A 26,820-nucleotide genomic window follows, 5' to 3' on the forward strand; every position below is an offset into this window, starting at 1 on the left:
GTCGGAGGAAGGCGATGAGCGCGATGTACATGTTTTTCGGCACCCTGATTGCTCTCGGCGTGCTGGTGACGTTCCATGAATTCGGTCACTTCTGGGTGGCGCGTCGTTGTGGTGTGAAGGTTTTGCGCTTCTCTGTCGGCTTCGGCAGCCCATTGCTGCGCTGGAGTGACCGGCAGGGCACGGAGTTCGTTCTGGCTGCCATTCCGCTGGGTGGCTACGTAAAAATGCTCGACGAGCGTGAGGGCGAGGTGCCCGAGGCGCTTCTGGATCAGTCCTTCAATCGCAAGTCGGTGGGGCAGCGCATCGCCATCGTCTCGGCCGGGCCGATTGCCAACTTCCTCCTGGCCATCCTGTTCTTCTGGTTTATCGCCATGCTCGGCAGCGAGCAGGTGCGTCCGGTGATTGGCAAGGTCGCTCCCGACAGCCTGGCAGCTACTGCTGGCTTGCAGGCAGGGCAGGAAATCATTGCTGTCGATGGCGAGCTGACCGGCGGCTGGGCAGCGGTCAACCTGCAGCTGGTGCGGCGCCTGGGTGAGAGTGGCAGCCTTGAACTGCGTGTTCGCGAGCCTGCGTCGACCCTGGAGAGCACTCATCAATTGGCGCTGAGCGACTGGCAGAAGGGTGTCGATGAGCCTGATCCAGTCGGCTCCCTGGGGATCGCCCCGTGGCGCCCGGCTGTCGAACCAGTGGTTAACGAGGTGGACCCGGATGGCCCGGCGCATGCGGTCGGCGTGAAGCTGGGGGATCGCCTGCTGGCGTTGGATGGCCAGGCGCTGGATGAATGGCAGCAAGTGGTCGACCGCGTACGTGTACGTCCGGGCGAGCAAGTAGTGCTGCGCCTGCAGCGTGATGGTCAGGTGCTGGATCTGCAATTGACCCTCGCCGCCCGCGGTAAGGCGGGTTATCTGGGGGTTGGCGTCAAAGGTGGCGAATGGCCGGCCGAAATGCTCCATGAAGTGAGCTTCGGTCCGCTGGATGCAGTGGGTGAAGGCCTGCGCCGCACCTGGCAGATGACCGCCTTGACCCTTGATTCGCTGAAGAAAATGCTCTTGGGCGAGCTCTCGGTAAAAAACTTGAGCGGGCCGATAACCATTGCTAAAGTGGCGGGCGCTTCGGCCCAGTCCGGCGTGGGGGATTTTCTCAACTTCCTCGCGTACCTGAGCATCAGCCTGGGTGTTCTCAATTTGTTGCCCATCCCGGTGCTGGATGGCGGGCATTTGCTGTTCTACCTGGTCGAGTGGGTGCGTGGTCGCCCGCTGTCAGAGCGAGTGCAGGGGTGGGGTATCCAGATTGGTATCAGTCTGGTGCTGGGGGTCATGTTACTGGCGCTGGTCAACGACCTAGGCCGTCTGTAACGAAATGCTGAATTCCGAAATCTGCCGCGTATTGCGGCAGTTTCTTTATTGTCAGTTGGAATAAGAAAGGACTTCATGAAACGTCTGCTGCTACCTGCGGTTCTCGCCGCATTGATGATCGCCGAAGTTCACGCCGAGTCCTTCACCATCACAGATATTCGCGTCAACGGCCTGCAGCGGGTTTCCGCCGGCAGCCTGTTCGGCGCCTTGCCGTTGAACGTGGGCGACCAGGCTGACGATGGTCGTCTGGTCGAGGCGACTCGCTCGCTGTTCAAGACTGGCTTCTTCCAGGATATCCAGCTGGGTCGTGAAGGCGATGTGCTGGTGATCAGCGTGGTCGAGCGTCCGTCGATCTCCGGTATCGAGATCGAAGGCAACAAGGCGATCAGCACCGAAGACCTGATGAAAGGTCTGCAGCAGTCGGGTCTGTCCGAAGGCGAAATCTTCCAGCGCGCGACCCTCGAAGGCGTGCGCAACGAGCTGCTGCGCCAGTACGTTGCCCAGGGCCGCTACTCGGCCGAGATCGAGGCGGAAGTGATTCCGCAGCCGCGCAACCGCGTCGCGCTGAAGATCAACATCAACGAAGGCTCGGTCGCTGCTATCCAGCACATCAACGTGGTGGGTAACAGCGTATTCCCCGATGAAGACCTGGTTGGCCTGTTCGAGCTGAAGACCACCAACTGGCTGTCGTTCTTCAAGAACGACGACAAGTACGCCCGCGAAAAGCTGTCCGGTGACCTGGAGCGTCTGCGCTCCTACTACCTGGATCGCGGCTACATCAACATGGATATCTCCTCCACCCAGGTATCCATCACCCCGGACAAGAAGCACGTCTACATCACCGTCAACGTCAACGAAGGTGAGAAGTACAGCGTCCGCGAGGTCAAGCTGTCGGGCGACCTGAAAGTTCCGGAAGAAGAAATCAAGAAACTGCTGCTGGTCAAGGAAGGGCAGGTGTTCTCGCGCAAAGTGATGACCACCACCTCTGAGCTGATCACCCGCCGCCTGGGTAACGAAGGCTATACCTTCGCCAACGTCAACGGCATCCCGCAGCCCCATGACGAAGACCACACCGTATCGATCACCTTTGGTGTCGACCCGGGCAAGCGTGCCTACGTCAACCGCATCAACTTCCGCGGCAACACCAAGACCGAAGACGAAGTGCTGCGCCGCGAAATGCGCCAGATGGAAGGTGGCTGGGCTTCGACCTACCTGATCGACCAGTCCAAGACCCGTCTCGAGCGTCTGGGCTACTTCAAGGAAGTGAACGTCGAAACGCCGCAGGTTCCGGGCACCGACGACCAGGTCGACGTCAACTACAGCGTGGAAGAGCAGGCATCCGGCTCGATCACCGCCAGCGTTGGTTTCGCGCAGAACGCCGGCCTGATCCTTGGTGGCTCGATCAGCCAGAACAACTTCCTCGGTACGGGTAACAAGGTCAGCCTGGGGCTGACCCGTAGCGAATACCAGACCCGCTACAACTTCGGTTTCGTCGACCCCTACTGGACGCCGGACGGTGTCAGCCTGGGTTACAACGCCTTCTACCGCACCACTGACTACGACGAGCTCGATACCGATGTATCCAGCTACTCGGTCGACAGCCTGGGTGCCGGTGTGAGCATCGGTTACCCGATCAGCGAGACCTCGCGCCTGACCTACGGCCTGACCGTGCAGCAGGACTCCCTGGATACCGGTTACTACACCGTGGATGAGATCCTCGCCTTCCTGGATACCGAAGGCGACAACTTCCTCAACTTCAAGGGTTCCATCGGCTGGTCGGAATCGACCCTGAACAAGGGTGTGATGGCGACCCGTGGTCACTCGCAGAGCCTGGTGCTCGAGTCGACCATTCCGGGTAGCGACCTGTCGTTCTTCAAGATCGACTACCGTGGCCAGACCTTTGCTCCGTTGACCCAGTCGACCGCGCTGCGTTTCCACACCGAGCTGGGCTATGGCGACGGCTACGGCTCGACCACAGGCCTGCCGTTCTATGAGAACTACTATGCCGGTGGCTTCAACTCCGTGCGTGGCTTCGAGGACAGCACTCTAGGCCCGCGCAGTACTCCTAGCGTGGCGCGAGATGCCAATGGTACTCCGCTCAGTAGCGGTGCCGAAGGCGCCGGTCCGGGTGTTGATGGTCGCTATACCGATGACCCGGATCCGGTAGCTTACGGTGGTAACGTGTTGATCCAGGGGGGGGTCGAGTACCTCTTCCCGCTGCCGTTCATCAAGGACCAGCGCTCGCTGCGGACCGTGCTGTTCTGGGACGTGGGTAGTGTGTTCCTGAGCGATTGCCCGACCAAGACGGCGGCTACTCAATACATGAATACCTCCAGCTGCGGCACTATTGATGCCAGCGAACTGGCCAGCTCCGTGGGTGTTGGTGTGACCTGGGTGACTGCGCTGGGTCCGCTGAGCTTCAGCCTGGCGGCGCCGGTGAAGAAGCCGGAAGATTCCGATCCGCAGATATTCCAGTTCTCGCTGGGCCAGACGTTCTAATTGCTTGATAAATGACAACAGTATTTGTTGCAGGAGTTTCACTGTGCGTAAGTTGACTCAACTGGTTCTGCTGGCTGCGGCCCTGGTAGCAACCCCGGCGTTTGCCGAAATGAAGATCGCGGTCATGAACTACCAGATGGCCCTGCTGGAATCCGATGCGGCCAAGAAATACGCCGTGGATGCCGAGAAGAAATTCGGTCCGCAGCTGAACAAGCTGAAGCAGCTGGAAAGCGGCGCCAAGGGCATTCAGGATCGCCTGGTCAAGGGTGGCGACAAGCTGCAACAAGCCGAGCGCGAGCGCCTGGAGCTTGAATTCAAGCAGAAAGCCCGTGATTTCCAGTTCCAGTCCAAGGAGCTGAACGAAGCCAAAGCGGTTTCCGATCGCGACATGCTCAAGCAGCTCAAGCCGAAGCTGGACAAGGCCGTTGAAGAAGTTATCAGCAAAGGTAACTTCGACCTGGTGCTCGAGCGCGGTGCGGTAGTCGATGTCAAACCTCAGTACGACATCACCCGCCAGGTTATCGAGCGTATGAACTCGCTGCGCTGATCATGAGTGCAACAGTGTTCACCCTTGGCCAACTGGCCGAGCGCCTCGGTGCCACCCTGCGTGGCGCCGCAGACAAGCAGATCAGCGGTCTGGCGACCTTGCAGGACGCCGGCCCCGATCAGCTGAGTTTTCTGGCTAACGCGCAGTACCGCAAGTTTCTCGCCGAGACGCGTGCCGGTGTTCTGCTGCTGACTGCCGCCGATGCTGAGGGTTACGCCGGCGACGTGCTGGTGGTGGCCAATCCGTATCTGGCCTACGCCGAACTTTCCCATCTCTTCGATCGCAAGCCGGTTGCGGCAGCGGGTGTACACCCGACTGCCGTAGTTGCTGCTGATGCCGTGGTCGATCCGAGCGCCAGTGTCGGCGCTTATGTGGTGATCGAAAGTGGCGCGCAGATCGCAGCCGGCGTGACCATTGGCGCTCAGTGCGTGATTGGTGCGCGCAGCGTGGTGGGCGAGGGTGGCTGGCTGGCGCCGCGGGTGACGCTGTATCACGACGTGATCATTGGCAAGCGTGTGGTGATCCAGTCCGGCGCGGTACTCGGGGGTGAGGGCTTCGGCTTCGCCAACGAGAAGGGCGTCTGGCAGAAGATCGCGCAGATTGGCGGTGTGCAGTTGGGTGACGACGTCGAAGTCGGCGCTAATACCACCATCGACCGCGGTGCGCTGGCCGATACCCTGATCGGTAACGGTGTGAAGCTGGATAACCAGATCATGATCGCGCACAACGTGCAGATCGGCGACAACACGGCCATGGCCGGCTGCGTCGGGATTTCCGGCAGCACCAAGATTGGCAAGAACTGCATGATCGCCGGTGGCGTGGGCATGGTTGGGCACATCGAGGTGTGCGACAACGTGTTCGTTACCGGCATGACCATGGTCACTCGCTCGATTACCGAGCCAGGCGCCTATTCTTCCGGGACCGCCATGCAGACTGCTGGCGACTGGAAGAAGAGCGCGGCGCGGATTCGCCAGCTGGACGATATGGCACGACGCCTGCGCGATATGGAAAAGCGCCTGGCTGCCGTGACCCCGGGCCCCGACGCCTCATCAGATGCCTGACCCGCACCTGGCGCGCGCCCCTATTTTTTGAACAGGCTTTCCGGAAATGATGGACATCAACGAAATTCGCGAATATCTGCCGCACCGCTACCCTTTCCTTCTGGTGGATCGGGTTGCCGAGCTGGATATTGAGGGCAAGAGCATTCGCGCCTACAAGAATGTCAGCATCAACGAGCCTTTCTTCAACGGCCATTTTCCCGAGCATCCGATCATGCCGGGCGTGTTGATCATCGAAGCGATGGCACAGGCTGCCGGCATCCTCGGCTTCAAGATGATGGATCTGAAGCCGTCCGATGGCACCCTTTATTACTTCGTCGGTTCGGACAAACTGCGTTTCCGTCAGCCAGTGCTGCCGGGTGATCAACTGATACTCGAAGCGCGCTTCCTCAGTAGCAAACGCAGCATCTGGAAGTTTCAGTGCAAGGCCAGCGTCGACGGCAAGGAAGTCTGCTCGGCAGAAATCATCTGTGCGGAACGCAAACTATGAGTTTGATTGACCCTCGCGCCATCATCGATCCGTCGGCCAAACTGGCGGATGACGTTCAGGTCGGCCCTTGGTCGATCATCGGAGCGGATGTGGAAATCGGCGAGGGTACCGTGGTTGGGCCGCATGTCGTGCTCAAAGGGCCTACCCGTATCGGTAAGCACAACCACATCTTCCAGTTTTCCTCGATTGGCGAAGACACCCCGGATCTTAAGTACAAGGGTGAGGCCACGCGTTTGGTGATCGGCGATCACAACGTGATCCGCGAAGGCGTGACCATTCACCGCGGGACCATTCAAGACCGTGCAGAAACCACCATCGGCGATCACAACCTGCTGATGGCTTATGTGCATGTCGGCCACGATAGCGTGATCGGCAACAACTGCATCCTGGTCAACAACACTGCGCTGGCCGGCCATGTGCACATGGACGACTGGGCGATCCTCTCCGGCTTCACCCTGGTCCACCAGTTCTGCCGTATCGGCGCGCACAGTTTTTCCGGCATGGGCACGGCGATCGGCAAGGACGTTCCGGCCTACGTCACCGTGTTCGGTAACCCGGCCGAGGCGCGCAGCATGAACTTCGAAGGCATGCGCCGTCGTGGTTTCAGCGCCGAGGCGATTCAGGCTCTGCGTCGCGCTTATAAAGTGGTTTATCGCCAGGGGCTGACCGTCGAACAGGCATTGGCCGAACTGGCCGAGTCTGCTGCACAGTTCCCGGAAGTGGCGGTATTCCGCGACTCGATCCAGGCATCGACCCGCGGCATCACCCGCTAAGCCATGTCGCGTCCATTGCGAATCGCGCTGGTGGCCGGTGAGGCTTCCGGCGACATCCTCGGCTCCGGCCTGATGCAGGCACTCAAGCTCCAGCACCCGCAGATCGAATTCATCGGTATCGGCGGGCCGCGCATGGAAGCCGAAGGGCTGGCGTCCTATTTCCCCATGGAGCGCCTGTCGGTGATGGGCCTGGTCGAGGTGCTCGGCCGGCTGCCTGAGCTGCTGTCGCGGCGCAAACGCCTGATCCGCACGCTGATCGCCGAGAAACCGGACGTGTTCATCGGTATCGATGCCCCGGACTTCAACCTGACCCTCGAACTCAAGCTGCGTCAGGCCGGGATCAAGACCGTGCACTACGTCAGCCCGTCGGTCTGGGCCTGGCGGCAGAAGCGCGTGTTGAAGATCCGTGAAGCCTGCGACCTGATGCTGACCCTGTTTCCCTTCGAGGCGCGCTTCTACGACGAGCATCAGGTGCCCGTACGCTTCGTCGGCCATCCGCTGGCCAACACCATTCCCCTGCAGGCGGATCGCCAGGCGGCGCGTGACGCCTTGGGCCTGGACGGTGATGCGCCGGTGGTCGCGCTGTTGCCTGGTAGCCGGGGTGGTGAAGTGGCGCGCCTGGGGGCGTTGTTCCTCAATGCCGCTGAGCGCTTGCGCACCATGCGCCCAGGCGTGCGTTTCGTTCTGCCGTGCGCCAGTCGTGAGCGCCGTACGCAGCTGGAAGAAATGCTGGGTGGGCGTGATCTGTCCTTGCAGTTGCTCGACGGCCGCTCCCATGAAGCCCTGGCAGCCTGCGATGCGGTGCTGATCGCCTCGGGTACGGCAACCCTCGAAGCGCTGCTGTACAAGCGCCCGATGGTGGTGGCGTACAAGGTGGCGCCGCTGACTTATCGGATTCTTCGGCGCCTGGTGACCAGCGCCTACATTTCCCTGCCCAATCTGCTGGCCGAGCGCTTGCTGGTGCCGGAGCTGATCCAGGACGCGGCAACCCCGGATGCCCTGGCGCAGAGCCTGGCGCCGCTGCTGGATGATGGCGCGGTGCAGACCGAGGGCTTCGACGTGATTCATCGCGCCCTGCGCCACGATGCCTCGACCCAGGCCGCCGAAGCGGTGTTGGCCCTGGCGGAGCGCGCCTGATGCAGATGGGCCTGGATTTCAGCCTGGTCGAAGAGCTGGTCGCCGGTGTCGATGAAGTCGGCCGTGGTCCGCTGTGCGGTCCGGTGGTGACTGCGGCGGTGATTCTCGACCCGGCGCGACCGATTCTTGGCCTCAACGACTCGAAGAAGCTCACCGAAGCGCGCCGCGAAAAACTCTTCGATGAAATCCGCGAGAAAGCCCTGGCCTGGTGCATTGCCCGCGCGGACGTGGAAGAGATCGATCGCCTGAACATCCTGCATGCCACCATGCTGGCCATGCAGCGCGCGGTGGAAGGGCTCGGCGTCACGCCGCGTCTGGCACTGATCGACGGTAATCGCTGCCCGAAACTGGCGGTGCCCAGTGCGCCGGTGGTCAAGGGTGATAGCCAGGTGCCAGCCATCGCCGCCGCATCGATCCTGGCCAAGGTCAGTCGTGATCGCGAGATGCAGGAAATGGAGCGCCTCTACCCCGGCTACGGTATCGGTGGCCACAAGGGCTACCCCACGCCTGTCCATCTGGAAGCGCTCAAGCGCCTGGGTGCCACGCCGATTCATCGGCGCTCCTTCGCCCCAGTGCGCAATGTGCTGGATGGAGTCGAGTAAACGCCGCACGGCTCGTTCGCCAGCTGTTGTTTAAGTCGAGGCCCGGTACAATCCGGGCCTTATCGTTTTCGTGTTCTGTACGGGATTGTCATGACCGCCACCTTCGTCCATCTGCGCCTGCACACCGAGTTTTCCCTGGTCGACGGGCTGGTCCGGGTCAAGCCCCTGGTCAAGGCCGTGACGGGGGCGGGCATGCCGGCGGTGGCGGTCACCGACATGAGCAACATGTGCTCGCTGGTGAAGTTCTACAAGGCGGCGCTGGGCGGTGGGATCAAGCCGATCTGTGGCGCCGACATCTGGCTGGCCAGCGCCGACGAAGACGGCCCGCTGAGCCGCATGACCCTGCTGGCGATGAACCCCAAGGGCTACCGCAACCTCACCGAACTGGTTTCGCGTGGCTGGAGCGAAGGGCAGAGCAACGACATGGTGATCATCCAGCGTGACTGGGTGAAAGAAGCGGCCGAGGGTCTGATTGCCCTGTCCGGTGCCAAGGACGGCGAGATCGGCCTAGCCCTGCTCGGCGGCGAGCCGGGCCGCGCCGATAGGCTGCTGGCCGAGTGGCAGGCCGTGTTCCCCGAGCGCTTCTACCTCGAGCTGCACCGCTGCAATCGGGTCAACGACGAAGAGCACGTGCACGCCGCCGTGGCCCTGGCTGAGCGCTGCGGCGCGGCGCTGGTGGCGACCAACGATGTGCGCTTCCTCAAGCAGGGCGACTTCGAGGCCCACGAAACCCGCGTGTGCATCGGCGAGGGCCGTGCCCTGGACGACCCGCGCCGCCTGCGCAGCTATTCCGATCAGCAGTACCTGAAGTCGCCGGCGGAAATGGCCGAGCTGTTCAGTGACATTCCCGAGGCCTTGGCAAACACCGTCGAGATCGCCAAGCGCTGCAACATCGAAGTGCAGCTGGGCAAGTACTTCCTCCCGGACTTCCCGGTGCCGGAAGGCATGACCATCGACGAATACTTCCGCAAGGTTTCCTTCGACGGCCTCGATGAGCGCCTGGAAGTCTTACTGCCTAAGGACACTCCGGACTACGAGGCGAAGAAGCAGGTCTACATCGATCGGCTGAATTTCGAGCTGGATATCATCATCCAGATGGGCTTCCCCGGTTACTTCCTGATCGTGATGGACTTCATCCAGTGGGCCAAGAGCAACGGCGTGCCGGTCGGCCCGGGCCGGGGTTCGGGCGCCGGTTCTCTGGTGGCCTATGTGCAGAAGATCACCGACCTCGACCCGCTGGCCTATGACCTGCTGTTCGAGCGCTTCCTCAACCCTGAACGCGTATCCATGCCCGACTTCGACGTCGACTTCTGCATGGATGGCCGCGACCGGGTGATCGACTACGTGGCCGAGAAGTACGGTCGTAACGCGGTGAGCCAGATCATCACCTTCGGCACCATGGCGGCCAAGGCGGTAGTGCGCGACGTGGCGCGGGTGCAAGGCAAGTCCTACGGCCTGGCCGATCGCCTGTCGAAGATGATTCCGTTCGAAGTCGGCATGACCCTGGAAAAGGCCTACGAGATGGAGGAGCCGCTGCGCGACTTCCTCAAGACCGACGAAGAGGCTGCGGAAATTTGGGAGATGTCGCTCAAGCTCGAGGGCATCTGCCGCGGTACCGGCAAGCACGCCGGGGGCGTGGTGATCGCGCCGACCAAACTCACCGACTTCTCACCGATCGCCTGCGATGACGAGGGCGGCGGCCTGGTTACCCAGTTCGACAAGGACGACGTGGAAGCGGCCGGCCTGGTCAAGTTCGACTTCCTCGGCCTGCGCACCCTGACCATCATCAAGTGGGCGATGGAGACGATCAACCGCGAGCAGGCCAAGAAGGGCCTGCCGGACCTGAACATCGACTTCATCCCGCTGGACGACAAGCCGACCTACGCGATGCTGCAGAAGGCCGAGACCACAGCGGTGTTCCAGCTCGAGTCGCGCGGCATGAAGGAGCTGATCAAGAAGCTCAAGCCGGACTGCCTGGAAGACATGATCGCCCTGGTGGCACTGTTCCGCCCCGGCCCGCTGCAGTCAGGCATGGTGGACGACTTCATCAACCGCAAGCACGGTCGCGAGCAGCTGTCCTACCCGCATCCGGATTACCAGTACGCGGGCCTGGAACCGGTGCTCAAGCCCACCTACGGCATCATCCTGTACCAGGAGCAGGTGATGCAGATCGCCCAGGTGATGGCGGGCTACACCCTCGGTGGTGCGGACATGCTGCGCCGTGCCATGGGTAAGAAGAAGCCCGAGGAGATGGCCAAGCAGCGCGGCGGCTTCATCGAAGGCTGCGCCGGTAACAACATTTCGGCGGATCTGGCGGGCAACATCTTCGACCTGGTGGAAAAGTTCGCCGGCTACGGCTTCAACAAATCCCACTCGGCCGCCTATGGCCTGGTGTCATACCAGACCGCCTGGCTCAAGGCGCACTACCCGGCGCCGTTCATGGCCGCGGTGCTGTCGGCGGATATGCACAACACCGACAAGGTGGTGACGCTGATCGAAGAGTGCCGCAGCATGAAGCTGCGCATCGACGCGCCGGATGTGAACACCTCCGACTTCAAGTTCACCGTCAACGACGATGGTCGCATCGTCTACGGCCTGGGGGCGATCAAGGGCGTCGGTGAAGGCCCGGTCGAGGCCATCGTCGAGTCGCGCCAGGACGGGCCGTTCAAGGACCTGTTCGACTTCTGCAATCGGGTCGACCTCAAACGCATCAACAAGCGCACCCTCGAGGCGTTGATCCGCTCTGGCGCGCTGGACCGCATGGGGCCGTACTTCCAGGATGAACTCAAGGCCTACCAGGCCAGCGTCGACCTCAACCGTGCCGTGCTGCTGGCGGCGATGGAAGAGGCGGTGCAGGCCGCCGAGCAGACCGCTCGCAGCCACGACAGCGGGCACATGGACCTGTTTGGCGGGGTCTTCGCCGAGCCGGAGCTGGATGTGTATGCCAAGCATCGCCGGGCCAAGGAGCTGTCGCTCAAGGAACGCCTGAAGGGCGAGAAGGACACCCTCGGCCTGTACCTCACCGGTCACCCGATCGATGAGTACGAAGGCGAGGTTCGCCGTTTCGCCCGCCAGCGCATCATCGATCTGCGTCCGGCGCGCGAGTCGCAAACCATCGCCGGGCTGATCGTTGCCCTGCGCGTGATGAAGAACAAGAAGGGCGACAAGATGGGCTTCATCACCCTCGATGACCGCTCCGGGCGCATCGAGGCCTCGCTGTTCGCCGATGCGTTTGCCAGCGCCCAGGCGCTGCTACAGACCGATGCGCTGGTGGTGGTCGAAGGTGAAGTGAGCAACGACGAGTTCTCCGGTGGCCTGCGTCTGCGCGCCAAGCGCGTGATGAGCCTGGAAGAAGCGCGTACCGGCCTGGCCGAAAGCCTGCGCCTGCGCCTGCCAGGTTCGGTGCTGCAGGGCGACCGTTTGCGCTGGCTCGGCGAGTTGCTGCGCAAGCACCGCGGTGCCTGCCCGTTGACCCTGGATTACAGCGGTGACGAGGCCAAGGCCTTGCTGCAGTTCGGCGAGCAGTGGCGCATCGATCCGGCCGACAGCTTGATTCAGACCCTGCGTGACCAGTTCGGCCGGGACAACGTCTTCCTCCAATACCGCTGAGGAGCAGGCCGCGCGCTTGCCTTCTCGGCCTCGACCCTGGGCGCCTTATCCCTTAAGGTAAGGCGCAGTTGGAACCAGCCGCCCGGCCGCCACGGCCGCCGACTCAAGACGGATGCCTATGAACCCGAATTTTCTCGACTTCGAACAGCCGATCGCCGACTTGCAAGCCAAGATCGAAGAGTTGCGCCTGGTCGGTAACGACAACGCGCTGAACATCGGGGACGAAATCTCCCGGCTGCAGGACAAGAGCAGCGCATTGACCGAAAGCATTTTCGGCAACCTCAGCAGTTGGCAGATTTCCCAGCTCTCGCGCCATCCGCGTCGCCCCTACACCCTCGACTACATCGAACACATCTTCACCGAGTTCGACGAGCTGCACGGTGATCGTCACTTCTCCGACGATGCCGCGCTGGTTGGCGGTGTGGCGCGCCTGGATGGCCAGCCGGTAATGGTCATCGGCCATCAGAAGGGGCGTGAGGTGCGCGAGAAGGTACGCCGCAATTTCGGCATGCCGCGCCCCGAGGGCTACCGTAAGGCTTGCCGCCTGATGGAAATGGCCGAGCGCTTCAAGCTGCCGATCCTGACCTTCATCGACACCCCGGGCGCGTATCCGGGTATCGATGCCGAAGAGCGTAACCAGAGCGAAGCCATCGCCTGGAACCTGCGCGTGATGGCCCGTCTGAAAACCCCGATCATCGCCACGGTAATCGGTGAGGGCGGCTCCGGTGGTGCGCTCGCCATCGGTGTTTGTGACCAGTTGAACATGCTGCAGTACTCCACCTATTCGGTGATCTCGCCCGAAGGTTGTGCCTCGATCCTGTGGAAAACCGCCGAGAAAGCGCCGGATGCGGCCGAGGCCATGGGTATCACCGCCGAGCGCCTGAAAGGCCTGGGTATCGTCGACAAGGTGATTGCCGAGCCTTTGGGCGGCGCTCACCGCGATCCGGTCACCGTGGCGGCCAATGTCCGCGAAGAGCTGCTGACGCAGCTGGCTGGCTTGCGCAAGCTGGATACCGACAAGCTCCTGCAGCGTCGCTACGATCGCCTGATGAGCTATGGCCTGGCCTGATTCAGGTACAGCACCAGACACAACGGGCCTTCGGGCCCGTTGTTGTTTTAAGCTTGGCCGATGATCGATCTCGAACAGCAGCTACTCGCAACCCTCGGCCCCTGGCGCAATGCGCCGGCCTGGCGCGTCGCCCTGTCCGGTGGGCTGGATTCCACCGTACTGCTGCATCTGCTGGCGCGCCTGAGTCGCCAGCAGGCGTTGCCGCCGTTGTCCGCTATTCATATTCATCACGGCCTGCAGGCTGTGGCCGACACCTGGCCGGAGCACTGCCGCCAGCTGTGTGCCGAGCTGGATGTGCCGCTGCAGGTCGAATTCGTGCAGGTCGACTCGGGAGCCAGCCTGGAGCGGGCGGCACGTGAGGCGCGTTATGCGGCATTTGCCCGACGATTGGCCGAGGGCGAGCTGCTGCTGACTGGCCAGCACCGCGATGATCAGGCCGAAACCCTGCTTTTACGCCTGTTGCGTGGCGCTGGCGTACGCGGCCTGGCGAGCATGCCGGTGCAGCGGCCCCTGGGGCGTGGGCAGTTGGTGCGGCCGTTGCTGCAGGTGTCGCGCGCGGCGCTGGAGGCCTATGCCCGTGAGCAGGCGCTGGAGTGGGTCGAGGACCCTTCCAATAGCGATAGCCGCCTGGCGCGTAACTTCCTGCGCCGCGAGGTGTTGCCTGGTCTGGCGCCGCACTGGCCGCAGGCGGCAGGCAATCTGGCGCGTAGCGCCGGCCATCTGCGCGAGGCGCAGGAGCTGCTGGATGAACTGGCGTCGCTCGACCTGGGTACGGCCGATACCGACCATGAGTTCGCCTGGCTGGGGTTGCCGTCGCTGGCGCTGGCCCCTCTGCAGGTTTTGTCCGATGCCCGCCAGCGCAATGCCCTGCGTCATTGGCTGGCAGCATTCACCCCCTTGCCTGATAGCGAGCACTGGGCCGGCTGGCGTGATCTGCGTGATGCGGGGGGCGATGCGCTGCCGCTGTGGCGCTTGGCTGGTGGTGAATTGCGCCGCGCCGACGGACGGTTGTGGTGGCTCTCGGGGGATTGGCTGAAGGCTCCGGGCCAGGCACAGCCGTGGCCTGATTCCGCTGTGCCCCTGGAATTGCCTGGGAATGGCCAGGTACAGATCGTCGGGCAGGCGCCGTCGGGATCGCTGCAGGTGCGTTATCGCCAGGGTGGGGAAGTGCTGGTGGTGGCCGGGCGTGGTCACCGTGATCTCAAGCGCTTGCTCAACGAGCGCGGCATTCCGGCCTTCGTGCGCGGTCGCCTGCCATTGCTCTACCGTAACGACGAGCTGCTGGCGGTGGCCAATCTGCCGGGATTGGAGGCTGTGCAGCAGGGCGAGTGGCGGCTGTGCTGGCAGCCACCGACGAACGAGCAAGGTTTGAGCTGAAAGGGCCTTTCCGGTAGACTACGCTCCCGTCTTGTTACTGCTTTCTGCGGATTCCCTCGGAACCCGCGGCAGCTTGCTTATTTCAGGTTGGCCAGGTGCGCCGGCCTGCGCTTTCACCCCGGCGGCACTGACCGCCTGAACGCAGACTTCTAGGATTTTTCATGACGCGCTACATCTTCGTCACGGGTGGTGTTGTTTCTTCATTGGGGAAAGGCATCGCTTCGGCTTCACTGGCAGCCATCCTGGAGGCGCGGGGCCTGAAGGTCACCATGCTCAAGCTGGACCCCTATATCAACGTCGATCCGGGCACCATGAGCCCGTTCCAGCACGGTGAGGTGTTCGTCACCCACGACGGCGCTGAGACCGATCTTGACCTGGGCCACTATGAGCGGTTCATCCGCACCACCATGACCCAGAACAACAACTTCACCACCGGCCGCGTCTACGAAGACGTGCTGCGCAAGGAGCGCCGTGGTGACTACCTGGGCGCAACCATCCAGGTCATCCCGCACATCACCGACGAGATCAAGCGCCGCATCATCAAGGGTGCCGGTGATGCCGACGTGGCCATGGTCGAGATCGGCGGCACGGTCGGCGACATCGAGTCGCAACCGTTCCTCGAAGCCATTCGCCAGCTGCGTGTCGAAGTCGGCGCCAAGCGCGCCATGCTGATGCACCTGACCTTGGTGCCATACATCGCCACCGCAGGCGAGACCAAGACCAAGCCGACCCAGCACTCGGTCAAGGAACTGCGTTCCATCGGCCTGCAGCCTGACGTGCTGATCTGCCGCTCCGACCATGAAGTCGACCTGTCCTCGCGTCGCAAGATCGCCCTGTTCACCAACGTCGAAGAGCGTGCGGTGATCGGCCTGGAAGACGTCGACACCATCTACAAGATTCCGTCCGTGCTGCATGCCCAGGGCCTGGACGACTTCGTCGTCGAGCGCTTCGGCCTGCAATGCGGCCCGGCTGACCTCTCCGAGTGGGACCGCGTGGTGGATGCCAAGCTGAACCCGGAGAAAGAAGTCACCATCGCCATGGTCGGCAAGTACATGGAGCTGCTGGATGCCTACAAATCGCTGATCGAAGCGATGAGCCACGCCGGTATCCAGAACCGCACCAAGGTCAGCATCCGTTACATCGATTCCGAAGACATCGAGAACAAAGGCACCGACCTGCTCGAGGGTGTCGATGCCATCCTGGTACCCGGCGGCTTCGGTTTGCGCGGCGTGGAAGGCAAGATCACCACCGTGCAGTACGCCCGCGAAAACAAGATCCCCTACCTGGGCATTTGCCTCGGCATGCAGGTCGCAGTGATCGAGTTCGCCCGTAACGTATTGGGCTGGAAAGACGCCAACTCCACCGAGTTCGACCAGCACGGTGCGCACCCGGTCGTTGGCCTGATTACCGAATGGCAGGACGCCACTGGCGCCACCGAAACCCGCAGCGATGCTTCCGACCTAGGCGGCACCATGCGCCTCGGTGCACAGGATTGCCAGCTGGAAGCCGGTTCGCAAGTGCGTGCCTGCTACGGCAAGGACGTGATCGTCGAGCGCCATCGTCACCGCTACGAAGTGAACAACAACCTGCTGCCGCAACTGCAGGCCGCCGGCCTGAAAGTATCCGGTCGCTCCGGCGACGGCGCGCTGGTTGAAGTGATCGAGGCCCCGGATCATCCGTGGTTCGTCGCTTGCCAGTTCCACCCGGAATTCACCTCCACCCCGCGTGATGGTCACCCGCTGTTCAGCGGCTTCGTCAACGCGGCGCTGGCCCAGAAGGCACGCAAGGCATGACCCAGAAAACTATTCGCGTCGGTAACATCGAGATCGCCAACGACAAGCCGTTCGTGCTGTTCGGTGGCATCAACGTCATGGAGTCGCGTGACCTGGCCATGCAGGCCTGTGAAGAGTATGTGCGGGTTACCGAAAAACTCGGCATCCCCTACGTGTTCAAGGCCAGCTTCGACAAGGCCAACCGCTCCTCCGTCACCTCCTTCCGTGGCCCGGGCCTGGAAGAGGGCATGAAGATCTTCGAGGAAGTGAAGAAGACCTTCGGCGTGCCGGTGATCACCGACGTACACGAACCTTACCAGGCCGCTCCGGTGGCCGAAGTGTGCGACATCATCCAGCTGCCGGCCTTCCTGTCGCGGCAGACCGACCTGGTTGTGGCCATGGCCAAGACCCAGGCCGTGATCAATATCAAGAAAGCCCAGTTCCTCGCGCCGCAGGAGATGAAACACATCCTGACCAAGTGCGAAGAGGCGGGTAACGACCAGTTGATTCTCTGCGAGCGCGGCTCCTCCTTCGGTTACAACAACCTGGTGGTGGACATGCTCGGCTTCGGCATCATGAAGCAGTTCAACTACCCGGTGTTCTTCGACGTCACCCATGCCCTGCAGATGCCGGGCGGGCGTGCCGATTCCGCTGGCGGTCGCCGCGCCCAGGTCACCGACCTGGCCAAGGCCGGCATGAGCCAGGGCCTGGCTGGCCTGTTCCTCGAGGCCCACCCGGATCCGAACAACGCCAAGTGCGATGGTCCTTGCGCCTTGCGCCTGGACAAGCTGGAACCCTTCCTCACCCAGCTCAAGCAGCTGGATGATCTGGTCAAGAGTTTTGCCCCGATCGAGACGGCATAAGAGACGTCGTTCAATGTCTGCTGCGCCTGCCCTGTGCTCGCCGTGACCTTGAACGACTTCCTGGCTGTTTAGACCGCATCTTTCAACTGTTGGAGCTAGCAAGAATGGCAAAGATTGTCGACATCAAGGGCCGTGAGGTTCTCGACTCCCGTGGCAACCCCACTGTAGAAGCCGATGTAATCCTCGAAAACGGCATCATCGGCAGCGCCTGTGCGCCGTCCGGTGCCTCCACCGGTTCGCGCGAAGCGCTGGAACTGCGTGATGGCGACAAGAGCCGTTACCTGGGCAAGGGCGTGCTGAAAGCCGTAGGCAACATCAACGGCCCGATCCGTGACCTGCTGCTGGGCAAAGATGCCCGCGAGCAGAAAGCCCTCGACCTGGCCATGATCGACCTGGACGGTACCGAGAACAAAGGCAGCCTGGGCGCCAACGCCATCCTCGCCGTCTCCCTGGCCGCCGCCAAGGCTGCCGCGCAGGCCAAGGGCGTGCCGCTGTACGCGCACATCGCCGACCTCAACGGCACCCCAGGCGTCTACTCGATGCCGGTACCGATGATGAACATCATCAACGGTGGCGAGCACGCCGATAACAACGTCGACATCCAGGAGTTCATGGTTCAGCCGGTTGGCGCCAAGACCTTCTCCGACGCGCTGCGCATGGGCACCGAGATCTTCCATCACCTGAAAGCCGTGCTCAAAGCCCGTGGCCTGAGCACCTCAGTCGGTGACGAAGGCGGCTTCGCGCCGAACCTGGCCTCCAACGAAGACGCCCTGGCGGCCATCGCCGAAGCCGTAGCCAATGCTGGCTACAAGCTGGGCACTGACGTGACCCTGGCCCTGGACTGCGCTTCTTCCGAGTTCTTCGAAGACGGTCAGTACGACCTGGCTGGTGAAGGCAAGGTATTCAGCGCCGAAGGTTTCGCCGACTACCTGGCCGGCCTGACCCAGCGCTACCCGATCATCTCCATCGAAGACGGCATGGACGAGTCCGACTGGGCCGGCTGGAAAGTGCTGACCGATAAAATTGGTGAAAAGGTGCAGTTGGTCGGCGACGACTTGTTTGTAACGAATACCAAAATTCTCAAACGCGGCATCGACGAGTCCATCGGCAACTCGATCCTGATCAAGTTCAACCAGATCGGCTCGCTGACCGAAACCCTCGAAGCCATCCAGATGGCCAAGGCCGCCGGCTACACCGCGGTCATCTCGCACCGCTCTGGTGAGACCGAGGACAGCACCATTGCCGACCTGGCTGTGGGCACTGCCGCTGGCCAGATCAAGACCGGCTCCCTGTGCCGTTCGGATCGCGTGTCCAAGTACAACCAACTGCTGCGTATCGAAGAGCAATTGGGCGGGAAAGCCCCGTACAAGGGCCGCGCCGAGTTCCGCGGCTGAGCACTGCGCGGGCTTCGTACGCCATACGGCGTTGACGTTGGGTTCGCCTGACCTTTGCTCGCGACGTTTTCAGTAGTGGTACAAGAAGTGGTAAAAGGGCAGCGCAAGCTGCCCTTTTCTTATGGATTCAGAGTTAGATGGCTAAAGCTCCCTACTGGTTGTTCGTTGCCCTGCTATTGGTGCTTACTGCCCTGCAGTACCGCCTGTGGGTGGGTGAGGGCAGCCTGGCCCAGGTGACGGACCTCAAGCATCAGATCGCCGAACAACAGGGCGAGAACGAGCGCTTGCTGGAGCGTAACCGCATTCTCGAGGCCGAAGTGCTGGAGCTGAAGAAAGGCACCGAGACCGTTGAAGAGCGGGCTCGTCACGAGCTGGGCATGGTCAAAGAGGGCGAGACCCTCTATCAGTTGGCCGAATGACCCGCGCTGTCTTGCCGGCGTTCTGGGTGGTGATTCCCGCCGCTGGCGTGGGTTCACGCATGCGCGCCGACCGTCCCAAGCAGTACCTGCAGCTGGCCGGCCGGACCATCCTCGAACACACCCTCGATTGTTTCCTCGACCATCCGCAGCTCAAGGGCCTGGTGCTCTGCCTGTCGGTGGGCGATCCCTATTGGCCGGAATTGCCCGGCGCCAGCGACCCGCGAATCCAGCGTGCCGATGGCGGTAACGAGCGTGCCGACTCGGTGCTCAGTGGTCTGCTGCGCCTGCTCGAGCTGGGCGCGCAGGAAGATGACTGGGTGCTGGTGCATGACGCCGCGCGACCCAACCTGTCCCGGCATGATCTCGATCAGCTGTTGCTGGAGCTGGCAGACGACCCGGTTGGCGGCCTGCTGGCGGTGCCGGCGCGCGACACCCTCAAGCGTGCCGGCGCGGATGGTCGCGTGGCGGAAACCGTGGACCGCAGCCAGATCTGGCAGGCCTACACGCCGCAGATGTTCCACTTTGCCGCCTTGCACCGCGCCCTGGCCGATGCCCTGGTGGCTGGCGTGGCGGTGACCGATGAAGCCTCGGCGCTGGAGTGGGCCGGTCTGGCCCCGCGTCTGGTGGAGGGGCGGGCGGACAACCTGAAGATCACCCGCCCTGAGGACCTGGACTGGTTGCGTCAGCGCTGGTCTAACAAGGTCTGAGGGAGCTTGTAGGAGCCAGCTTGCTGGCGATCAGTCGGGTGGCGATCGCCAGTAAGCTGGCTCCTACAGGGCAGGCTACACCCTGAACTGATTGATCAACCGACGTTGCTGCTCGGCCAGCTTGGTCAGTTCGGCGCTGGCCTGGCTGGCTTCGTCGGCGCCACCGGCCACTTCCGCGGCGACCTGGCCGATGTTGGTGACGTTGCGGTTGATGTCCTCGGCTACCGCGCTCTGCTCCTCGGCGGCACTGGCAATCTGGGTGTTCATGTCGTTGATCACCGACACCGCCTGGGTAATCGATTCCAGCGCCTCGGCGGCGATCGCCGCCTGTTGCACGCTTTCGTCGGTGCGCGTCTGGCTCTGCTCCATGACGCTGACCACTTCACGGGTGCCTTGCTGCAGTTGCTGGATCATCGCCTGGATTTCTTCGGTGGCCTGCTGGGTTTTCTGCGCCAGGTTGCGCACCTCATCGGCAACCACGGCGAAGCCGCGGCCCTGTTCGCCGGCCCGTGCGGCTTCGATGGCGGCGTTGAGCGCCAACAGGTTGGTTTGCTCGGCGATGCCGCGGATGGCGGTGAGGATCGCGTTGATGTTCTCGCTGTCCTTGGCCAGGGTCTGCACCACGCTGGTGGCACGGCCGATCTCGGTGGCCAGCGCGGCAATCGCCGTCGAGGTCTTGTGCACGATGTTCTTGCCGTCGTTGGCCGAGCGGTCGGCATGGTTGGCGGCTTCGGCGGCCAGGGTCGCGTTGCGTGCCACGTCCTGGGCGGTGGCGGTCATCTCGTGCACGGCGGTGGCGACCTGGTCGATCTCGGCCATCTGCTTCTGCACGCCCTGGTTGGTGCGGATGGCGATGTCGGCGGTGTGCTCGGAGGAGTCGCTGACCTTCTGCACCGAGCCCACCACGTCGCGGATCATGCCCTGCAGCTTGTTGAGGAAGGTGTTGAAGCCATTGGCGATCTGCCCCAGCTCGTCGGCGCGGTCGACGTTCAGGCGCACAGTGAGGTCGCCATCGCCCTTGGCGATATCGTCGAGCATGCCGACCATCTGCTTCAGCGGGCGGGCGATACCGTAACCGACAAACCAGATCACCAGCAGGCCGATGGCGGCGATGATCAGGCCGACCACGCTCATGCCGATGGTGTCTTCGTGGGCCTGGTCGGCCAGCACGTCCTGCAACTGCTTGAGGTCGGCGAATACGGCGGAAGTCGGCAGCTCGATGGCCAGCGTCCAGCGGGTGCTGGTGCCGGCAACCTGGAACGGCAGCAGCAGCTGGAAGACCTGGCGCTCCTCGTCGAGATTGGAGATGGGCGCGGTGCCCGAGCTTTGCTTGAGTTGGCTGGCCAAAGTGTCGCCGAGCGCCTTGCCGGCAGGTTGGCCGATCAGGCTGGCGTCCTTGGTGGCAGCGATCAGGGTGCCATTGCCGGCGACCAGGGCCAGCTCGCCGGCGCCGTCATAGAGGCCGCTCTTGGCGTTGGTCAACAGGCCCTGGATGAAGTCGAGGGCAAAATCGTTGCCCACCGCGCCTTTGAACTGGCCGCCGACCAGGATCGGCGCGTTGAACGAGGCCACCAGTACCTGCTTGCCGCCGAAGTCATAGGAGGCCGGGTCGATGACACAGGGCTGCTTGCTGGCTTTCGGGCACAGGTAGTACTCGCCCTCACGCACGCCGGTGGGCAGCACCTTTTCGCTTTCCATCAACTCGACGGTCAGCGGCTCCAGCTTGAGCTCGCTGCCGCTGCGGTACCACCAGGGCATGTAGCGGCCGGTGGCGTCGTAGCCACTTTCCTTCTGCCCCGCATACAGGTCGTCCTCCTGGTCGAAGGCATTGGCCTCCCAGCCGATGTAGAAGTCGATCAATTGCGGGTTGGCCTTGAGGTTCTCGCCGACCAGGGCGGTCAGCTCGTCGCGACTGAGGTTGATGGCGGTGCCATCGGTGGCGCCCAGGCGGCTGTTGAGGGTGGCCAGGGACTTGGCCTGGGTCATGGGCACTTCGAACTGGCGCTGCAGCTGGCCGACCTGGGCTTCGGCCAGTGCTACCAGGCGCTGGTTGATGACCTGCTCGAGCAGGTCATGGCTGCGCTCCTGCAGCAGGGCCTGGGTGCGTGAGCTGGTGTACAGCGCATACAGCACGAGGGCAACGACGACTGCGAGGATGCTGGCGCCCGCCAGGGCCGCGACGGAAAACTGAATCGACTTGAATCGCATGGGAACTCCGCAGTGTCTAGATTGCGCCTGTCCCTGGCATATCGGCCGCTGGCCGGAAAAGCATTAGCCTCTGCAACTAGCAAAGATGGCGACAAGTCATAGTTCAAGCAGGACAGTTGTCCTGAAGCCAAGGGCGCCCTAGCATACGGCGCTCGTTTGAAATGGAGATTCACATGCATACCTTGTTTCGTCTGGCGGCCATTGCCGGCTGCTCCCTGTTGGCCGCCTGCCAGGCCGTTAACACCACCAGTGGCGGCGCAGTAGGCGTCGAGCGCAAGCAGTACATGTTCAGCATGCTGTCTGCACAGGAGGTCGACGGCATGTACGCCAAGGCCTATCAGGAGACGCTGAGCGAGGCCTCTACCCAGGGGGCGCTGGACAAGAACAGCAAGAATGCCGCGCGCGTCAGTGCCATTGCCAAGCGGCTGATTGCCCAGGCGCCGGTGTTCCGTGCCGATGCGGCGCAGTGGGACTGGCAGGTCAATCTGATCCAGAGCGACGAACTCAACGCCAACTGCGGCCCCGGTGGCAAGATCATCGTCTACAGCGGCCTGATCACCCAGTTGCAGCTGACCGATGCCGAGCTGGCGGCGGTGATGGGCCACGAGATCGCCCACGCCTTGCGCGAGCACAGCCGCGAGGCGATGTCCAAGGCCTACGGCACACAGATGGCGACCCAGATGGGCTCAGCCCTGCTCGGGTTGGGTGATGTCGGTAAGCAGATGGCCGATACCGGCGTGGAGTACCTGATGACTCTGCCTAACAGCCGGTCCAACGAAAACGAGGCGGATATCATCGGCCTGGAACTGTCCGCTCGCGCCGGTTACGACCCGAACGCGGCCATCACTCTGTGGCAGAAGATGAGCAAGGCCGGTGGCGGTGCGCCGCCGGAGTTCATGAGCACCCACCCCTCGTCCACCAGCCGGATCGACGCGCTGCAGGCGGCAATTCCCAAGGTGATGCCGCTGTATCAGCAAGCCAAGAAGTGATGGAAAAGCCGGCGCCGAGGGCGCCGGTTTAGTTTCAGGGTAGGGCTTTTTCGGCGAAGGGTTGGGTCTGCAGGCCCAACTGGGAGCGGAAGCTCTCCATGTCGAACATGGTGCAGATTTCGCGAATGTCGCCAGCCGGGGTCAGCGTCCAGAAGGCCATGGCCGAGATGGAGAGCACCTTGTCGCTGGGCGGATAGCCCAGGGCCGGCTTTTCGATGGTGCCGATCAGGGTGCTCCAAGTGACCACCTTGTTGCCTTCGGCGATGCATTCTTCGAGTACCACTTCCAGCTCCGGCATGGCGCTGCGGATTTCCTGCACCATGCGGGTAAAACCGTGGCTGTCCAGCGCGCGGCCCATGAACGAGCTCTTGTAGAGGAAGTCGGCGCTGTGCAACTGCTCGGCGAGCGCCAGGCGACCCTTGTTCCAACTCAGGTCGATATGCTGGCGTACCCGCTTTTTCATCTCATCCAGTGACATTTACTGCTCCTTGGTCGGGCTGGCTGTGCAACTCCTTGCACAGATTACCCAGCCCGATCGAGGTTGGCATCTGCCCCTGGAATGGGTGTGGCGCAGGCCGTTTTCAGCCGCCGGCGCCAATCCCCAGTGCCTGACAGCTCGCGTAGATCGCCAGGGCGGCAAAGGCCAGGGCGGCGAGGCGACGAATGAGCGTCAGCGGCAGACGATCGGCAGCGAAGTTACCTGCCAATACCACCGGCACGTTGGCCAGCAGCATGCCCAGCGTGGTGCCGATCACCACCCAGAGCAGGTCCGGGTACTGCGCCGCCAGCATGACCGTGGCGATTTGCGTCTTGTCGCCCATCTCGGCAAGGAAGAACGCGATCAGCGTGGTCAGGAACGGGCCGAAGCGCTTGAGGCGGGACTCTTCATCGTCGTCCAGCTTGTCCGGTACCAGGGTCCACAGCGCGACGGCGGCGAAGCAGGCGGCGAGGATCCAGCGCAGGGTGGTGGGCGAGAAGAACCCGGCAACCCAGTTGCCGGCGGCACCGGCGACGAAGTGGTTGGCCAGGGTGGCGACGAGAATGCCCCAGATGATCGGCCAGGGGCGGCGGAAGCGGCATGCCAGGACGAGTGCGAGCAGTTGCGTCTTGTCGCCAATTTCGGCGAGGGCGACGATTCCAGTGGGGACGAGCAGGGATTCCAACATCAGGCGGTTCCTAAGGGGCGGGTTTGACTGTTCTATGACACGTACTACCTCCCCGCCCCGGGTAAGGTGTGCGTGTCATAGGTCTTGTCAAACCCAGGCCGGTTAGGGCCTTGGGTCGCATGCGCCATGCTCTGCGGAGCAAGTGTGTTGACGCATGCCGGGTGAGCGGGCGCTCACGGGAGACTACTCCCCTAGGACGGGCGGCATTTTGCCCAAACTGCGTTGGGGTGGCAACCGTCAGTCGTCGCTGCTGCGCACATCCATATCCTGGTAGCTCACCAGTCGGCTGCCCTTCTTCATGCGATAGCCCAGCCAGATGGCGAGGAACAGCGGCAGGCTGATGTAGGTGGCGACCAGGCCGGCCCAGTCGATGTTGTCGCCGACGAAGGCCTGGTAGTTCTGCCCGAGGGTGATCACCAGGCACAGGCTGAAGGCGAACAGCGGGCCGAAGGGGAACAGCTTGGCGCGGTAGGGCAGGTCTTCCAGGCGCCCGCCCTGGGCCAGGTAGCCCTTGCGGAAGCGATAGTGGGAGATGGCGATGCCCAGCCAGGCGATGAAGCCGCACATGCCCGAGGTGTTCAGCAGCCAGGTATACAGGGTGCTGTCGCCGACGATGGAGGTGAAGAAACACAGCGCGCCGACCAGGGTGGTGACGTACAGCGCGTTGCGCGGCACGCCGCTGGCGGACAGGCGGGCGAACAGCTTCGGCGCCTTACCCTGTAAGGCCAGGTTGTACAGCATGCGCGTCGAGGCATACATGCCGGAGGTGCCGGCCGAGAGGATGGCCGTGAGGATCACCGCGTTCATCACGCTGGCCGCGGCGGCGAAACCGGCACGCTCGAACAGCAGGGTGAAGGGCGACACACTGATGTCGCTGGCATCGTTCTGCATCAGGCTCGGTTCGGTGTAGGGAATCAGCATGCCGATCACGAAGATCGCCAGGATGTAGAACATCAGGATGCGCCAGAACACCTGGCGGATGGCGATGGGGATGTTCTTGCGCGGGTTCTCCGACTCGCCGGCGGCGATGCCGATCAGCTCGGTGCCCTGGAACGAGAAGCCGGCGATCATCGCCACCCCGACCATGGCCTGCAGGCCGCCGACGAAGGGCGCATCACCGGTGGTGAAGTTGCTGAAGCCGGGGGATTCGATGCCGCTCATGATGCCGAAGATGGTGGCCAGGCCGACACCGATGAAGATGAGAACCGTCACCACCTTGATCAGCGCGAACCAGAACTCGCTCTCGCCGAAGCCCTTCACCGAGACGACGTTGAGCAGGAACATCACGCCGAGGAACAGGGCGCTCCAGTAGATGCCCGGCACGTCTGGCAGCCAGAAGCTCATGATCAACTGGGCCGCCACCAGCTCGGCGGCGATGGTCACTGCCCAGTTGTACCAATAGTTCCAGCCCTGGGCGAAACCGAAGCCCTCGTCGACGAAGCGGCTGCCGTAGGTGCTGAACGAGCCGGATACCGGCATGTACGCGGCCATTTCGCCGAGGCTGGTCATCAGGAAGTACACCATTACCCCGATCAGCGCGTAGGCCAGCAGTGCGCCGCCCGGGCCGGCAGTGGCCACGGTGGCGCCCGAGGCGACGAACAGGCCGGTGCCGATCGAGCCGCCGATGGCAATCATGTTCAAGTGGCGCGGCTTGAGTACGCGGTGCAGGCCCGGCTGGGCGGTGGTCGGTGTATCAGTCACAAAAAGCTCCGGTGCATCCGGCCGGGGGCGGATGCGTCAGTAGGGTCGAAAGATGAGATTAGCCGCGGCGGGCGCGGTAGATGCGGAAGCCTTCGGCATCCTTGAGGGTCTGGCAGGCACCCAGGTGCTGTTCGATCAGTGGCGGGTACTTGAGGAAGCTGTTGGCCACCAAGCGTAGTTCACCGCCGCGCACCAGGTGGCTGGCCGCCTGGCGCAGCAGGTGTTCGCTGGCCTGGTAGTCGGTGTGCACACCCTGGTGGAAGGGCGGGTTGGTGAGGATTGCGGCCAGTTCATGGGGAGCAGCGTCGATTCCGTCACCGGCGATCACGTTGGCGTCGAGGCCATTGGCGGCCAGGGTCAGGCGGCTGCTTTCGACGGCGAAGGCGTCGACATCGAGCAGGCTGACCTGGCTTTGCGGATAGCGGCGCTTGAGCACCGCGCCGAGCACGCCAGCGCCGCAGCCGAAGTCGAGCAGATGACCGCTCGGCAGGTTGTCCAGTTGCTCCAGCAGCAGGGCGCTGCCACGGTCCAGGCGCCCGTGGCTGAACACGCCGGGCAGGCTCAGCACCTGCAGCGGGCCATCGGCCAGGGCCAGTTCATAGCGTTGCGCCAGGCTGTGCAGGTCGGGGGCGGCGGGGGGCTGTTCCACGGTCACTTGCCACAACTGGCAGTGGCGGGCGCTGTCGAGCTTGCGCGGCTTGCCATAGGCGGCCAGTTGTTTGGCGGCGCGCTCGATGCCGCCACGTTTCTCGCCGACCAGGTACAGCTCGCGGCCAGCCAGGCGTGCGGCCAGGGCTTGCAGCAGGTAGTCGGTGAGTTCGCGCGACTTGGGCAGGAACAGCACGGCGCTGTCGAAGGTGCGCTGCGGGGCGCGGGTGTCGAACGCGCTGCGCTCGGCGAAGCGCGCCTGCAGCAGGCTGTGCTCACCGGCATGCCAGCCCCAGCCATGGGCGCGCGGCAGCTTGCCGAGCAGGTCGTCGGCAGGCAGACCGGCCAGCAGCAGATCGCCCTGGAACAGCTCCGCCTGGCGCAACAGCACCTCGCTTCGTGGGTCCATGGCGATCTCCGCGGTAGAAAAAGGGCGC

General features: G+C 63.0%; 22 protein-coding genes and 1 riboswitch. Of the genes, 17 read left to right on the top strand and 5 right to left on the bottom strand.

All coding sequences use genetic code 11. The annotated features are described in order from the left end of the window. Nucleotides 1-14 precede the first annotated feature (14 nt). The 16 genes from rseP to ispD all read left to right on the top strand — a co-directional run bounded on the left by rseP (nucleotide 15) and on the right by ispD (nucleotide 19,671). The gene (rseP, locus tag H3H51_RS06235) at nucleotides 15-1,355 is read left to right on the top strand and encodes an RIP metalloprotease RseP (RefSeq protein ID WP_183088186.1); all 1,341 of its coding nucleotides are present in this window, start codon (nucleotides 15-17) and stop codon (nucleotides 1,353-1,355) included. Nucleotides 1,356-1,430: 75 nt separating this feature from the next. Next, nucleotides 1,431-3,854 carry an outer membrane protein assembly factor BamA gene (gene bamA, locus H3H51_RS06240; protein WP_183088187.1) on the top strand — a complete coding sequence of 808 codons (2,424 nt, stop codon included), beginning with the start codon at nucleotides 1,431-1,433 and terminating at the stop codon, nucleotides 3,852-3,854. Between the two features lie 43 nt (nucleotides 3,855-3,897). Next, nucleotides 3,898-4,401 carry an OmpH family outer membrane protein gene (locus H3H51_RS06245; RefSeq protein ID WP_183088188.1) on the top strand — a complete coding sequence of 168 codons (504 nt, stop codon included), beginning with the start codon at nucleotides 3,898-3,900 and terminating at the stop codon, nucleotides 4,399-4,401. 2 nt (nucleotides 4,402-4,403) lie between these two features. Next, complete coding sequence (lpxD, locus tag H3H51_RS06250; RefSeq protein ID WP_220790888.1) at nucleotides 4,404-5,462, top strand: UDP-3-O-(3-hydroxymyristoyl)glucosamine N-acyltransferase; 1,059 nt, start codon at nucleotides 4,404-4,406, stop codon at nucleotides 5,460-5,462. Between the two features lie 46 nt (nucleotides 5,463-5,508). Then, a complete protein-coding gene (gene fabZ, locus H3H51_RS06255; RefSeq protein WP_183088189.1) occupies nucleotides 5,509-5,949 on the top strand; it encodes a 3-hydroxyacyl-ACP dehydratase FabZ in 441 nt (146 codons plus the stop codon). Then, nucleotides 5,946-6,722, top strand: a complete 777-nt coding sequence (lpxA, locus tag H3H51_RS06260) for an acyl-ACP--UDP-N-acetylglucosamine O-acyltransferase (RefSeq protein ID WP_183088190.1) — start codon at nucleotides 5,946-5,948, stop codon at nucleotides 6,720-6,722. Before fabZ ends, lpxA begins: the two co-directional genes overlap by 4 nt. A 3-nt stretch (nucleotides 6,723-6,725) precedes the next feature. Continuing rightward, nucleotides 6,726-7,859, top strand: a complete 1,134-nt coding sequence (lpxB, locus tag H3H51_RS06265; RefSeq protein WP_183088191.1) for a lipid-A-disaccharide synthase — start codon at nucleotides 6,726-6,728, stop codon at nucleotides 7,857-7,859. Continuing rightward, nucleotides 7,859-8,461, top strand: coding sequence for a ribonuclease HII (gene rnhB / locus H3H51_RS06270; RefSeq protein ID WP_183088192.1), 603 nt, complete (start codon nucleotides 7,859-7,861; stop codon nucleotides 8,459-8,461). The genes lpxB and rnhB overlap by 1 nt, the downstream gene beginning before the upstream one ends. A gap of 90 nt (nucleotides 8,462-8,551) precedes the next feature. Continuing rightward, nucleotides 8,552-12,070, top strand: a complete 3,519-nt coding sequence (gene dnaE / locus H3H51_RS06275) for a DNA polymerase III subunit alpha (RefSeq protein ID WP_183088193.1) — start codon at nucleotides 8,552-8,554, stop codon at nucleotides 12,068-12,070. Nucleotides 12,071-12,188: 118 nt separating this feature from the next. Beyond that, complete coding sequence (accA, locus tag H3H51_RS06280) at nucleotides 12,189-13,139, top strand: acetyl-CoA carboxylase carboxyl transferase subunit alpha (RefSeq protein WP_183088194.1); 951 nt, start codon at nucleotides 12,189-12,191, stop codon at nucleotides 13,137-13,139. 60 nt (nucleotides 13,140-13,199) lie between these two features. Next, the gene (gene tilS / locus H3H51_RS06285; protein ID WP_183088195.1) at nucleotides 13,200-14,516 is read left to right on the top strand and encodes a tRNA lysidine(34) synthetase TilS; all 1,317 of its coding nucleotides are present in this window, start codon (nucleotides 13,200-13,202) and stop codon (nucleotides 14,514-14,516) included. A 161-nt stretch (nucleotides 14,517-14,677) separates the two neighbouring features. Further along, nucleotides 14,678-16,309 carry a CTP synthase gene (locus H3H51_RS06290; protein WP_183088196.1) on the top strand — a complete coding sequence of 544 codons (1,632 nt, stop codon included), beginning with the start codon at nucleotides 14,678-14,680 and terminating at the stop codon, nucleotides 16,307-16,309. After that, nucleotides 16,306-17,151 (top strand): 3-deoxy-8-phosphooctulonate synthase, encoded by an 846-nt coding sequence (kdsA, locus tag H3H51_RS06295; protein WP_183088197.1) that lies wholly within the window; start codon nucleotides 16,306-16,308, stop codon nucleotides 17,149-17,151. The genes H3H51_RS06290 and kdsA overlap by 4 nt, the downstream gene beginning before the upstream one ends. Nucleotides 17,152-17,255: 104 nt before the next feature. After that, nucleotides 17,256-18,545, top strand: a complete 1,290-nt coding sequence (eno, locus tag H3H51_RS06300; protein WP_183088198.1) for a phosphopyruvate hydratase — start codon at nucleotides 17,256-17,258, stop codon at nucleotides 18,543-18,545. 137 nt (nucleotides 18,546-18,682) lie between these two features. After that, entirely contained in the window at nucleotides 18,683-18,964 is a 282-nt protein-coding gene (gene ftsB / locus H3H51_RS06305; RefSeq protein WP_183088199.1) for a cell division protein FtsB, read from the top strand. After that, nucleotides 18,961-19,671, top strand: a complete 711-nt coding sequence (gene ispD / locus H3H51_RS06310; RefSeq protein WP_183088200.1) for a 2-C-methyl-D-erythritol 4-phosphate cytidylyltransferase — start codon at nucleotides 18,961-18,963, stop codon at nucleotides 19,669-19,671. Before ftsB ends, ispD begins: the two co-directional genes overlap by 4 nt. A 75-nt stretch (nucleotides 19,672-19,746) precedes the next feature. Here the strand turns inward: ispD and H3H51_RS06315 are convergent, their stop codons facing one another. Beyond that, on the bottom strand, nucleotides 19,747-21,879 hold the full coding sequence (locus H3H51_RS06315; RefSeq protein WP_183088201.1) for a methyl-accepting chemotaxis protein: 2,133 nt from the start codon (nucleotides 21,877-21,879) through the stop codon (nucleotides 19,747-19,749). Nucleotides 21,880-22,052: 173 nt separating this feature from the next. Between H3H51_RS06315 and H3H51_RS06320 the strand changes: the two genes are divergently transcribed. Beyond that, entirely contained in the window at nucleotides 22,053-22,868 is an 816-nt protein-coding gene (locus H3H51_RS06320; RefSeq protein ID WP_183088202.1) for a M48 family metallopeptidase, read from the top strand. A 34-nt stretch (nucleotides 22,869-22,902) separates the two neighbouring features. Here H3H51_RS06320 and H3H51_RS06325 read toward each other — a convergent pair whose 3' ends face one another. The 4 genes from H3H51_RS06325 to H3H51_RS06340 all read right to left on the bottom strand — a co-directional run bounded on the left by H3H51_RS06325 (nucleotide 22,903) and on the right by H3H51_RS06340 (nucleotide 26,792). After that, a complete protein-coding gene (locus H3H51_RS06325; protein WP_183088203.1) occupies nucleotides 22,903-23,346 on the bottom strand; it encodes a ketosteroid isomerase-related protein in 444 nt (147 codons plus the stop codon). Nucleotides 23,347-23,449: 103 nt separating this feature from the next. Continuing rightward, complete coding sequence (locus tag H3H51_RS06330) at nucleotides 23,450-24,034, bottom strand: TMEM165/GDT1 family protein (RefSeq protein WP_407926465.1); 585 nt, start codon at nucleotides 24,032-24,034, stop codon at nucleotides 23,450-23,452. Nucleotides 24,035-24,123: 89 nt separating this feature from the next. Then, a riboswitch (yybP-ykoY riboswitch) is annotated at nucleotides 24,124-24,238 on the bottom strand. Nucleotides 24,239-24,271: 33 nt separating this feature from the next. Next, the gene (locus tag H3H51_RS06335; RefSeq protein WP_183088204.1) at nucleotides 24,272-25,735 is read right to left on the bottom strand and encodes an amino acid permease; all 1,464 of its coding nucleotides are present in this window, start codon (nucleotides 25,733-25,735) and stop codon (nucleotides 24,272-24,274) included. A 58-nt stretch (nucleotides 25,736-25,793) separates the two neighbouring features. After that, nucleotides 25,794-26,792: a class I SAM-dependent methyltransferase gene (locus H3H51_RS06340; RefSeq protein WP_183088205.1), complete on the bottom strand. Its 999-nt coding sequence runs from the start codon at nucleotides 26,790-26,792 to the stop codon at nucleotides 25,794-25,796. Between the last annotated feature and the right edge of the window lie 28 nt (nucleotides 26,793-26,820).

Origin of the sequence: Aquipseudomonas ullengensis, from assembly GCF_014174475.1 — a bacterium.
In the GTDB taxonomy this organism is placed as follows: Bacteria; Pseudomonadota; Gammaproteobacteria; order Pseudomonadales; family Pseudomonadaceae; genus Aquipseudomonas; species Aquipseudomonas ullengensis.